Genomic DNA, 13,363 nt, shown 5'->3' on the forward strand with positions numbered 1-13,363 from the left:
AAAGTATAGGAGAGACCATGTCTCTCCTATATTTATTAACTCATATGTGTACTTATTGTTAATGAATTAAGTGCAGATGCACACAGAAAAGACAGCGATGATTAATTGGCAGACTATAGTAACTGTTGACTTGCTTCCGGAACGGCTGCTTACTGTTGAAAATAGCAGGTTTTTAGTCATACTTCTTTTTGTGTTTTTATTTCAGATTGGCAGTGCCAATAATGAAAAGGAAGAGTATATAAAGAAGTACCGCACTCATTTTTCTCAACACAAGTATAGAGGGCATAGCCTGAAAACTAAATTGACGTATGTGGAGTGTGTTAAGTCCATAGATACGTCTGGTGCTTTTATTGATTTGTCCTCTCTTCAAAAAAAAATTGAATCAAATGGATTACTCCTATCAGAAAAGTCAGCTGATCAGCACAAAATAGGAGAGCTTAATTATGAAGCTTTTAACCGCATCTGGCTAATTGCAGAACACTTTAGGGGAAAAACTGTAGATCAGATATCCATTGACGATTCGGTTTTTACAGATCTTTTAAAAGCCATATGTAATTATGGAGAATTAGAAGTGTCCAGAGCTAATATTAAAAGCAGGTTTTTAGCCTCATGTTTTGGAATACCAACCGCAGCAGTGAACACCTACTTTGCATTGCTTCCCTGGATGGAGCAGGCAGAAGGAGATACAGATCACGGTTTACTTAGTGAAGCTAACAAATACCTTAAGCAGGTTGGTATGCAATCCTGGACACAACCATATCGCGGTGATGCCACAGATAAGAACGTGGTTGATATTCAGAGATTCCGTCATCATGTATGGTGGGTCGGTGGCAATGCGATAGCGTACAGGTCGCTTCTTCCGGCGGCAGTAATGATGCAATCTATTGAGATGCTTGATGTCATTAGCGAAGTTGCCCAACAATCGTTATCAAGTGTATCACATAATACCTATGATGAAGCATTTTGGAATGAAGGCTTTACAGCCGATGGTGCAGGCTGGGGACATGGAAGGCAATGCCTTGTGTGGGGCTACCCGATTCATGGTGGCGATGCAGCAATGAACTACCTGAATTTTTTCAAAGAAAGCCCATGGGCTGGTGAATTACGATTAGAGAACAGACAGGCCTTATTAAACTTCCTGCGAGGTTCTTCGTGGTACTATTACAAAGGTTATGAAACACCCGCTGTAGGTCGGCAGAGTATGCTTTATTATCAACAGAAAAAGAAAAGAATACCGAGCTACGCATTAGTTGACAGGATTATTGATGACTGGTTACCGTTTTTTACAGACGATGAACAAAAAGAGCTGTTAGAGTTACAGAATAATATTGCCACTAATCAGGTTACCATGTCGTATATACCCAAAGGTTATTACCAGGGTACAAGATGGTTTTATAGTAACGATAACCTCATAAAAAAAACACCTGAGTATTATTATTACATAAGCATGGCATCATCCCGGTGTGATGGTATTGAAAGTGCATACAACCAGGCCGACGGATATAACTTTTTTACCTGTGATGGAATGACCTTGTTACAAAAGGAAGGTAATGAATACCTGAATGCAATTGGCGGGTGGAATCTGTCAGCTATTCCGGGAGTAACAAACAGGCAGAATAACGAGCCATACGAGCCCATCATTCATTGGTCAGGGTTTTGCAGTAAACACAACTTTGCAGGCGCATCAACCAGGGGAGGTCAAAATGCAGTTGCAGGTTATGTGTTTGAAAAAATGAATGCCTATGAAAAAAAAGGTAGTAAGGTTAATCTGGATAAAAACAAAAGCATTTATGGAGTCAAAGCCCATAAATTCTATTTTATGTTTGACGATTATTTACTCGCCTTGGGAGCTGGCATATCCAATACCGATTCTCAACAACCAGGTGACATCTGGACCACCATTGACCAAACAGAAAATAAAGGCATTACGACTGTAATTAAACCTGATTGCAGCCGCAACATCTCGCAGTTTGCTTCGCCAACAACTGTTAAGAAAAGAAATGATAAGAGTAGTGATGTGATCTGGATATCACATCAGGGTGGCTTCGCATATGGAATCCTGTCAGACCAAACACCTTCAGAAGTATGCTTATTACGGGAACGCCGTGCGGCTCGTTGGGAAGACCTTAACCATCGTAACAAAAAAATGTCAAACCTTCCTGATAGTACCGATATATTTCAATTATGGATCAACCATGGGCGGAAGATAAAAAATGACACATATGGCTACCTGGTGTCGGCACATGAAAAAAGACATATAAATGACAATAATCCTGTGAAAATACTGTCTAATACAGTAAGTTTACAGGCGGCATGTAATTCATCAGAAACCGTCATAGGGGCATCATTTTATAAGCAAAAAGCTACATTAAAAACAAAGCAAGGTGTTATCAAAGTTTCGGACCCATGTGTAGTTTTAATTGAGATTGATGGAACAGAGTGCCACCTTACCGTTAATGACCCAACAATGAATAATGAATTAAAGAGCATTACGCTCAAAACGACCATGCCGGTAACTGGTGAAAATGTGAAAACAGTTGGACGATATAATCACGTTGAGATACCATTACCACAAGGGGAAGAAGCTGGTAAGCCTTCGGGTATTAGTATAAAATTTAAATAATTGCCAAATGAATATTTTACGACATGTAATGAGCTTAAGTTTAGCCGTGCTGTTGCTGGTTAATACGAGTGATGTGAATGCACAAGGTGCATGCTCATCTGAATTTGAGATAGATTTGCCTTTACTTTCAAGCACAGGGGCAATTGATGCAGAAATACAATCAATACTTAATACATATGCAGGCTCTTATTTAGGAACCTCAGCACCGTCACAATGGGTGCTAGACCAGGCTAAAAGCGATTATGAAGCTTATAATATCACAGTTAATGGCGATCTGATCAGCGGTAATACCGTGGCTTCATTTACTTCGATTTCCTTTTTAAAAACGTTTGCACAGCACCTTTGGTATAATCCGGATGATAGTGAAGTTCAGGAAATGGCCAATAACACAGTTTGGTTGGTCTGTTCTCAGCTTTGTAATGGCGTTTTAGCTAAAAATGTTAATTCATACAGTTTCAGGAGTTTCGCAGTTCCTGCAGCTTTTGTGTCGCATATTCTTAATTCTCAGGCAGAGGCGCTTTTGGCATATGCCATGGAAGAACATGGTGCATTTCATCACTTTTGGGTACCGGAGTATAATCCCGATTATAATGAAATTAATGGAGCTATCAATACTGACTATATTTATAATGTAGGATTAGCTACACTGGTATACTCAGCCAACCAGTCAACTGCTGATCTTAGATATTTATGGATGCGAGGTTTAAAACGTTGGGTTGAACGCTTTACCAGCTATACCTATGCTACTTTGGAAGGTATCAAAGTTGATGGGTCCGGTTTTCACCATCGCACAGCTTATGACGATTATATGTATGCATATAATACGGCAAGTGCAATGTATAATTTATTGGCAGGCAGTACCTTTGAACCTTCAGAAGCGAATTATCTGATTTTTCGCGATGCCATTTATGCTCAGTTGGTAATTGGCAATGAGTTGGAACTAAAACCTTTGTCAATGGCTGGGCGGAATCCTCAGGCCAGAGGTGTTTCCTTATCACAAGACGGGTTAAAAAATATTGCAATTGCAGGAGGTAAGATATTAGGTTTAAACACAGCCGATCCAATCCTGGCTGGTAATTATAACCGAATTTTCGGAGTTGATGCGGATTTTAATTATACCGAGAAAACACCGATAGAAGAGAGTAACGGCTTTTTTCAATTTAACTTTGCCAATGCGGGTGTCTTTCGGAAATCAAACTGGTTAGTTACCGCCAAGGGCTTCTCAGATGCACTGTGGGGGAGTGAGATATACGTTACTCAAAACAGGTATGGACGGTACCAAAGTTATGGGGCCGTTGAAGTTATTTACGAAGGAGATAAGGCATTTAATAGTTATGACCCTGAAACATGGAACTGGAACTATAATCCCGGGGCAACAACAATTGTATTACCTTGGGAAGATTTGCACGGAGAGCGCGGACGTGTTGACGAATTTCAGGAAAAACCTTTTGCAGGAGCCCTGGCTTTTAAACGATCAGGAAGCGAAGTGCTTAGCCAGACTCACGGGCAAATTGGAGTGTGGGGGATGGACTTCCAGCAGAGTACTAACTTAGGCTGGGGTGAAACGCACGGCCCTGATACACATAACGAAACCTTTACCTTTAAAAAGTCCGTTTTTACTTTTGACGATGTAATCGTTTGTTTAGGATCAAACATCAATAACGACGATGTGGATAATCCTACGGTTACTACTCTTTTTCAACGTCGAAAAACGGATTATACTCCGCGTATAAACGGCCGTTATGCCAGAGGAACTACCGAGCTTAGTGGAAGTGAAGCAAACTTCTTTGTGAATAATGGGACTGCAGACTTTTACAATAATAGCGGACAACTGGATAACTATAAAACAGGGTTTTATCTGGTTGAAGGTAATGACAACAGCACGATCTGGTTTGGGGAGCAGCAAACACCAAACCAGGATCAAGTGAATCCTACGGACATTAGCAGCAACGAAAAAGATGAATACTGGATTGGTTACATTAACCATGGCACCAACCCGGTTGATGCTCAGTATGAGTACATGATGTTCCCTAACTCTACCACTGATGAGATGAGCACAATGCATGATGCAATCCAGTCTGAAGGAAAAGCATACACAGTACATCAGAAAGATCAGAGTGCGCATATATTAGAGCATAAAAGCGGTGTATGGGGTTATGTGGTGTTTGAAAATGATGTTGAGCTTGTGGATAAAGGACTTGTAAAAAATGTATCCTCTCCTTCATTAATAATGTATGAAGCCAGTAATGATGAACTTCTGATAGCCGTTTCAGATCCAGACCTACAGTTTTCTGCACGTTCAAATGTGCCTACTTCAGCGCAAAACACATCTATTACACTGGAAGGAACCTATTCCTTAAGTGAATCAAATGAAAATGTTGATGTTGTCCATACAAATGGTCAGACTGTGCTAGATATTACTACTTTCAATGGTTTACCTGAGGAGGTGCGACTAAACGGAGTAGCAACAAATGTAGAAACAAAAAGTACTGAAAAGGAAGTTAGCGTTTATCCGAATCCCATTTCCAAAGGGAAAACTCTGTATATTGAAACAAAAGGCTTAATTGGTGGTCAATGGAATATATTGACTCTTGGTGGAATACTAATAAATAAAGGTGATATTCACTCAAACATTCAGAGTCTGGATTGCAGTACTATAGGCAGAGGAATGTATATCCTTAAAATCAGTGATAATAACGGAGTTGTTAGCAGTTCTAAAATTAGTATCATATAATCTGTTTAAGAAATCTATGACTTGTGAATAAAGTCAATCATTTATAGAGTAAAGGTCTGCTGTTTAGCAGACCTTTATTTGTTAGAAACCTGGCCTTCCAGCTAACAATCCTGTAGGATTGAATATATCTATAAGAAAATCTTCTAATAAAATCACCTGATCGCCAGTGGGGTAGGTGTTTTATCATATTAAGCATTGGTCACTATGTTATTGGTAATTTATACTTTAATGTTTGATTGTTAATATATATAAAAAAATATTATTATATATATATTAGTTAATTTTTATATATATTTACCTATATTTTAATATATATAAAAGTTCAAAAATCAAACATTAAATGGCCATAAACTACAAAATCGTAAAGCAAGGAAATACGCCTTTGACTGATCCGGACAGGGAGTATTATACCGCCAGGGTGTGTTCAAGAAGTAAAATAAGTTTAAAAAAAATAGCTGAACGTATATCACAACGATGCACTTTGTCAAAAGCGGATATTTATGGAACTTTGGTTGAGCTAACCACTATCATACCTGAATGTCTGCTTGAAAACCAATCAGTAGAACTAGGCAGTTTAGGTACATTCAGTTGCAGTATATCAAGCCAAAGTGAAGCAAGCCCTGAAGAGGTTACCTGGCGTAGCATCAAAGGATTGAAAGTACAATTCAGGGCCGGAAAAGAATTAAAAGAGGAATTGCGCGATGTTCAATTTAAAAGAGTTGATGAGTGAAGACTCTTTGATCAATAATTCGATGAAACTAAAACTCGTCGCCCGACTAAATTGATCTGATATCTTTTAGTCGAACGACGAGTGAGGGGCTAGTTTAATATCTTTTTGTCAGCTTTGTGCCGCAATTAAATTTCACTGGTATTAATTACTCAGTTTTACTTCCATTGCTTGTCCGGCCAAGGCTGTTACTTTTAATACCGTTTGACCATCTATAATGTGTACTTCACCTCCTGTAACTGTTTCAACAGGATAGACTTCATCAAGAGTTATTGTAAGGTTTAACTGCTGATGATTGTCAACCATGTCGTTGTTTAATAATGGATTGGTCACGGCTAAGTTGATTGCCCCTTGTGTTTTCTGAAGACAAATAACCGCTTGTGCCGATACTTGCTCAATACAATCACATTTGCCTTGCCATTTGTCAAAGCAAACCATACCAATGGAACTTTTATCATCATACTTATGCATCACGATATGTGACTGTGCATCGTGCTGAATAACTTCAAATTGCTCATACAGTTTCTTTGCTTCTGCCTTTGTAATGGTTCCGCACTCTGGAATTATTAAATAAGCATAATCATTGCAACCCTTGAGCCAGGCCGAAGAGAAAATACCTTTTGTTTCTAAATATCCTTTGCGTGTTTTATTATAGTACGACTGTTGTTCTTTACGTTCCAGACCAATTGAACCACTCTTCGCAACGTAATAACCGTGGCCGATTGCATCCTTTATAAAGGTACCTTTGTCATGTTGCGAATTAAAAGGAAATGTACTTATTGACACATCATTTACTTCGATCGCCATACTTTTGTCACTCATTGAGTTCTGAAAGAGCACTGTTTCAACATTTTCTTCTTTATTAGCTTCAATATTACTTCCTAAGCATAAAATTGTATTACTGAAAGCAAAAATTGACTTTTTGGCCTTAAGTCCATCTCCCCATACCTTGGGTTGACCATTTTTATCATAAAATATGGTGTTACACTCCCCATTTAAAAAACTACCGTCTTCATCGAGCACAAAACCAAACACACCGTTATCATTTAACGATACACTAGTTGCCATTATTTCGGCTGATCGCTGCTGAATGTAATCAATTGGCGCCTCCAGTTCTTTTAAAGGATGGTATACAATGGTAGCACCCGGAATACGATTCCAGTCCCAACCATCCTGGTCAAAGCCATTTTCCTTGGCATTATAACCATCAACCAAAACCTGTACTGAACCATTGGCCAGGTAGCGTCCCCAGCGATTATCTTTTTTGTATATCTCTGTGGCATCAACCCACTTATTGTATCCTTTGGTACAAACCATCCATTGAGAACGTCTGTGCACATTCATTCCGGCAAAATTGTACGACCAGTTTCCTGATATTTCTTTCAAAGGGCTATGGTTTGAAAGCGCTTTATCAGATGCTCCTGCACGCAAGGCCAGTTGAGCCATTTCTTCATCAATTGCTGAACTGTTATCAGCTGTTCCTGCCAATGCCATGTTAACCAATGCAGGTTTAAATTTCTTTGCAGCCAGACCAAGGGGGTGACGTCCACAACTCGCATAAGTACCGGTATTTATACCCAGGAACAATTGAGTTGATCTCAGTGCGTTTTGTACGTTCAGATACGCCGCTTCTGACAAGCGGAACTGCGTTGATGAAAACAGCTTAAAAAGAAAACTTACCTGGTTAAGTGCTCCTACAGCATAGGCGGGATAATTCATGCCATGATGAAAGGATGTCCCATCAACCTTAAACCCATTGCGAATATCGTTAGTGTTGAGTTCAATAATTCCATTTAAATACTTTGTGTAAGCCCGCATGTACTTCACACGTTCTTCCTGATCGGGTACCAGCAAGCAGCTAAACAAATGACTTTTGGATACCGTGTTAAGGTAATCCATACTACAGTCAATAGGTTGATCAAAGATTTTAAAGAAATTAAATACAAACATCATGTATTCCTGAACCTCTTTTAGCATACCTGCACTTTGAAGTACATCTTTCATTATGAATTGTGCTTCGGCCATTTGTCGAGTCGAATAACCAGCATGATGCATACTGCCATGAGCATGTCCACAAACCCAACCTTGCTCAATGAGTAATCGGTTTATTTTGATGTAAGCATTTGCCAGCTCTTCTTTTACTGATGCACTACTTTCTTTTCTCCACATATCGGCAATGGCAAACATATGCTTTTGCACTTTTGCCAGAGGAATTGCATGCTCATCACTGAGGATTCCATTGGCCACCGAACCATTTATATCATGTGGATTAATGTATATGGTTTTACCTTCAATACGGCCATCTAATTCTCGTATTAATAATTCCTCTTCTACTATCTTTTTAGCTTTATCCAGCCGATTTTGATCATGATTCTTTTTAATAGTCCCGCGCACAGTACGCTCTATTGTTTCAAGATCTTCAATCTCTTTGACTTCAACCGAAGTATTGTCACTTAATTTATGCTTAAGCAGTTCAATATTGGCAAACAACCCTCTCTCATGCCCATTGGGATTATCAGGTGTTACAAAATCAGGGTAAGGATAGCGATATTCAATCAATGTAGTTGGGATTAATGCATCTATAACGATATCGCCATCATCCTTAAGTGATTTGATTTTTATCTGACTAAAGTGTTTAATATCAGGATTGGACATGTTTACATAATTGAACCAGGTAGTTCTCCACCCTTTAAAACCAAGCTCAATTGTGTAATAGGATTGTTTTTCATTGTTAGCCCAAAAAGAAACTTCAAACTGACCATTGGTATTGCCCGTGCCATATAGCCATGCAGAAAATGCTGACCCTTTTGGATAAGCACCTCCCTGATGTTCTATTGAGCCTTCTACATCAATAATTAATTCATCACCCTTTTGATATGTCCATTCGATCCCCTTATTTCCAATACGACTAATTGAGACGGTTTGTAACTTGCCACCCGATTTACGGTTTATGTGCTTCTGACTTTTACCTTCAAATGACATAAATTGAGGAGAGTCAAATTGCCAATCAATTGTTGCCTGGTTGGTTTGTGCATATCCAACATGAAAAATAAACTGATACAGCAAAAAGCATCGTAATAAACTCTTAAGCATAATTATAGATTTTTGGAGCTAAACCTTGTGTCTCATTTATACAATTATAAACAATTACCTTATAATCGATTCCATCATCAGAGAAAGAACACATTTTCATTACCGTTGTTGGCAAAGAAGGTGTGTAGTTGCATGAGCTTCTATGCACTCTTATTTGTATCACAATGTCTTCTTCTGATTTATTCCAACTTGGTTATAACAAAACACAGGTTGTTAATCTTTAGCAAAAATACGTGTTACCAGGCATAAGAAGGTTCAAAATCTTTCAGTAAGGGGTAGATAATAGTACACGGGTTACAAAGGGGCAATAGTGAATAACCAATGTAAAAGAGTATGGCATTGCTAATTTTAGTGCGTAGGTCAGTCAAAAAGGCGGGCCAGCGTGAGCTTGCGTGGTGAAGCTTCTTTTTGACTAGACTTTTTTGTTTATCTTTTCGTGGCAATGACAAAAGTAAAAGCTCATCAGGCTAGAGGATTGCATAATACTAAGGTCTCTTACCAAGTGTATGTATCTATTGACCGCTACAGATTTATTGATGAACGCAAACTTCTAAAAAGTACAACAGAGTTACTAAAGAAAAACCACAGGCGAAAAATAATACATGTCTTTTGTACGATTTTACCCCACTATAATCAATGTATATAGTCAAATTTGAGCAAAATAAAACAACAATATTTATGAACAGATTTTTAGCAATGCTATTGATAATTGCAGGTGTTTATTCCTGCAATAAGCCTCTGGAGTATAAGGCAAGTAAATCGGTTATTATACCTGCACCGCTGAGTACTCAAATTGCGAGTGGAAATTTTGTATTTGATGATGATATTCAAATTAGAATTGAAGAAATAGAATTGATGCCTGAAGCAAAGTATTTTGAAAGTAAGCTTACAGAACTCTTTCAGGTTAATCCAGTAATTGAGAAGGGGAGAAGCACAAAAAATAGTATACACCTATCTGTTTCGGAAGATATTAAAGACGAAGAGGGTTATGAGTTAAGCATTGGTACCAACAGAATTAATGTAATTGGTTCTACACCCAAAGGCGTGTTCTATGGATTGACATCATTGATTCAAATAATTGCAAATGAGTATAATGAAACAGCTTCGTCAAAACTTCCAGTTAACTTACCATTGCTTAAAATTACTGACCAGCCTGAGTTTAAATGGCGATCGTTTATGCTGGATGAAGGAAGGTACTTTAAAGGTGCTGAACAAGTAAAAAAACTGCTTGATGAAATGGCCTTACTAAAAATGAATGTGTTTCATTGGCACTTAACTGACGATCAGGGGTGGCGTATTGAAATTAAAAAGTACCCCGAGTTGACCAACGTTGGGTCAAAACGAAGCAATTCAGAGATTGGAGGCTGGAGTAGTGGTAAATACAGTAATCAGCCACATGAAGGGTATTATACCCAGGGTGAGATAAAAGAGATTATAAAATATGCTGCGGAGAGAAAAATTACAATTGTACCCGAAATAGGAATGCCAGGGCATGCAAGTGCAGCTATAGTTGCATACCCATGGGTTGGCACACTTGGGGAACTAACTGAGGTACCTTACATTTTTAGAAAGTATGAAGACTCGTTCAATGTAACAGATCCAAGGGTTGTGCAATTTCTAAAAGATATAATTGATGAGGTGGTTGAGCTCTTCCCAGGTGACTACATCCATATTGGTGGTGACGAGGTAGTTTTTCCTACCTGGAACAATACCCCTTCTATAGTAAATTATATGAAAGAAAATGAATTTAAATCGCCTACTGACTTACAGGTTGCCTTTACTAATCAAATGGCCAGATACATTGAAAGTAAAGGAAAAAAAATGATTGGATGGAACGAAATAGTGGGCGAGGCCTTGCAAAAAGAACAAGGAAATGTAGCAGTTGCCAAAGAAGAATTATCAAAAAGTGCTGTGGTTCAGTTCTGGATTGGTGAAGTTGAAAAAATTAACGAAGTAATTGAGCGTGGTTACTATATTGTAAACAGCTATAATAAAAGTACCTATCTTGACTATAATCACAAACGCCTCTCTCTTGAAATGACTTACAACTTTTCTCCAATTCCGGAAGGGCTGGATGCTGCTAATAATAAATACGTTCTTGGACTTGGGGCGCAAATGTGGGGCGAATTTATTCCTGAAATTAAAGATATGGACAGGCAGGTATTTCCTCGTATAGCTGCATTGGCAGAGGTTGGCTGGAGTGCCCGTGATACAAAAGACTATGCAGTTTTTTGCACAAACCTTAAGAAGATGTACAAACAATGGGAAGCTAAAAATATAGGATTTAAAGCTGATGCTATTGATATTAAATAGCTTATAGATTTATCCCTTTTGAAATACCATTTTTATACTTGAAAAACATTTATTGATTATTTATGAAATTATACCTGAGGAATATAGTAGTCGCGCTGGGATGTGCATCTTTATTATTATCAACAGCCTGCACATCCAGCGGTACAAAGAAAACGACAGAACCAAAGAAGCCAAATGTTCTTTTAATCGTTACAGATGATCAGGGATATGGTGATTTTAGTGCCTATGGAGGAGCGCCAGATGTCCATACACCTAATCTCGACGCTTTGGCAAAGTCAGGAGTGCGTTTTACTAATGCATATGCTACGATGTCAATCTGTAGCCCTTCACGTATGGCGATTATGACCGGTCGCCAACAACAACGATGGGGTGTTTATAATTATGGTGCTATGTTACCTCAATCAGAAATTACTCTGGCTGAGCAATTAAAAGTACAAGGTTACAAGACTGGTATGGTAGGTAAGTCGCATTATGGAAGCTATAATGGGCCAGGTGTTCCAGAGTATCCTACACAACATGGTTTTGATTATTTCTTTGGTAAAGAGGGAGGTACAATGGATTACCTTCGCCATAAAGCTTCTGATCGCCAAGGATTCTCTGAACGAATGGCTAATCATCTTGGTATTGGTCCATTTTGGGAGAACGATAATCAAGTAGATATGGAAGGTTATTCAACCGATATTATTCTTGATAAAGCTCTTGATTATATAGATGCATATAAACAGGATCCGTTTTTTCTGAAGGTTTCTTTTAATGCGGTTCATTTATTCACACATCAAATACCTAAGGATGATCTAAAGGCCATGAATATTGATGAAGTGCCTGATTGGGATCCGTCAACAGGAGATTGGGATGAGTACCTGGAGTGGTACGTGAATACTGTAAAGCCCAATACACCAGAAGGACGTCAGCGCTACTTATACCATTTGAATAAACTTGATGATGCCATTGGCAAATTAATGGCCAAGCTTAAGCAATCGCAACTTGATGATAATACAATCGTTGTGTTTATATCTGATAATGGAGGATCACCGCGTACCTATGCTGATAACACGCCTTTAAAGGGAAATAAATACATTCTTGAGGAAGGTGGTATTCGCGTGCCATTGGTATTAAGTGGAGAAGGGTATTTCCCATCAAATAAGGTTTATGAAAGCACGGTTAGTGGTACAGATATCTTTCCAACCTTGCATGCAGCACTAGATATTCCTTTACCAGACGCAACAATAGATGGTGTTAACCTTTTACCCTACCTAAAAGGCGAAATAACAACTGATCCTCACGAATGGTTATTCTGGACCGGGTTTCACCTGAAGGGAGAGCCGCGTACTTATGACCAACCTAATAGTGCATTGGAACGCCATGATAAAACCTATAACGGGGATGATACAGGTTGGGCAGTAAGGTATCAAAACTGGAAGCTTCGTTACTACGGAAGAAGTGATTCTTATGGACTGTTCGATTTAAAAACAGATATTGGTGAAACTAATAACTTAATGGATCAGCATCCAGAGTTAGTTGAAAAGATGAAGAAACGTTTTTTTGAGTGGAACGAAGAAATGAAGAATAACCATGCAAAATATGATTTGCCTGAGTCGAGTGAGTTTTAGAAGGACATTAAAACTGACCCAATATTTTGATTAATTTATAAAAGCCATTCTTCCGGGATGGCTTTTTTATGCTTGTATGTTCACTGATTGTTAAGGTTGTAGGATGTTGGTGTTCAGTGGAAAATGTTTCTTGCTTTGGATAATTTTCACACCTAAAATGTACGTTTAACGCATCCTTATATTGTAAAGGATATATACTTTAACATCAGGTTAAATGCACTAAATCAAATGGATTGTGAATAAAGGATTACTATTAGTGAATT

At 38.4% G+C, this 13,363-nt stretch carries 6 protein-coding genes; 5 read left to right on the forward strand and 1 reads right to left on the reverse strand.

Annotation, left to right across the window (positions count from 1 at the left end; all coding sequences use genetic code 11):
- Positions 1–76 precede the first annotated feature (76 nt).
- From AC4MRQ_RS06835 to AC4MRQ_RS06845, 3 genes are all read left to right on the forward strand, one after another.
- Positions 77–2,623: a polysaccharide lyase family 8 super-sandwich domain-containing protein gene (locus AC4MRQ_RS06835; protein WP_491196913.1), complete on the forward strand. Its 2,547-nt coding sequence runs from the start codon at positions 77–79 to the stop codon at positions 2,621–2,623.
- Positions 2,624–2,630: 7 nt separating this feature from the next.
- On the forward strand, positions 2,631–5,357 hold the full coding sequence (locus AC4MRQ_RS06840; protein ID WP_491196914.1) for a polysaccharide lyase family 8 super-sandwich domain-containing protein: 2,727 nt from the start codon (positions 2,631–2,633) through the stop codon (positions 5,355–5,357).
- 340 nt (positions 5,358–5,697) lie between these two features.
- A complete protein-coding gene (locus AC4MRQ_RS06845; protein WP_491196915.1) occupies positions 5,698–6,087 on the forward strand; it encodes an HU family DNA-binding protein in 390 nt (129 codons plus the stop codon).
- Between the two features lie 141 nt (positions 6,088–6,228).
- Here the strand turns inward: AC4MRQ_RS06845 and AC4MRQ_RS06850 are convergent, their stop codons facing one another.
- Positions 6,229–9,177, reverse strand: a complete 2,949-nt coding sequence (locus tag AC4MRQ_RS06850; protein ID WP_491196916.1) for a chondroitinase family polysaccharide lyase — start codon at positions 9,175–9,177, stop codon at positions 6,229–6,231.
- A gap of 678 nt (positions 9,178–9,855) precedes the next feature.
- Between AC4MRQ_RS06850 and AC4MRQ_RS06855 the strand changes: the two genes are divergently transcribed.
- Together AC4MRQ_RS06855 and AC4MRQ_RS06860 are read left to right on the forward strand one after the other, a co-directional pair.
- Positions 9,856–11,490: a beta-N-acetylhexosaminidase gene (locus AC4MRQ_RS06855; RefSeq protein WP_491196917.1), complete on the forward strand. Its 1,635-nt coding sequence runs from the start codon at positions 9,856–9,858 to the stop codon at positions 11,488–11,490.
- A gap of 62 nt (positions 11,491–11,552) precedes the next feature.
- On the forward strand, positions 11,553–13,100 hold the full coding sequence (locus tag AC4MRQ_RS06860) for a sulfatase family protein (RefSeq protein WP_491196918.1): 1,548 nt from the start codon (positions 11,553–11,555) through the stop codon (positions 13,098–13,100).
- Positions 13,101–13,363: the final 263 nt, after the last annotated feature.

This window comes from Carboxylicivirga sp. (genome assembly GCF_982718395.1).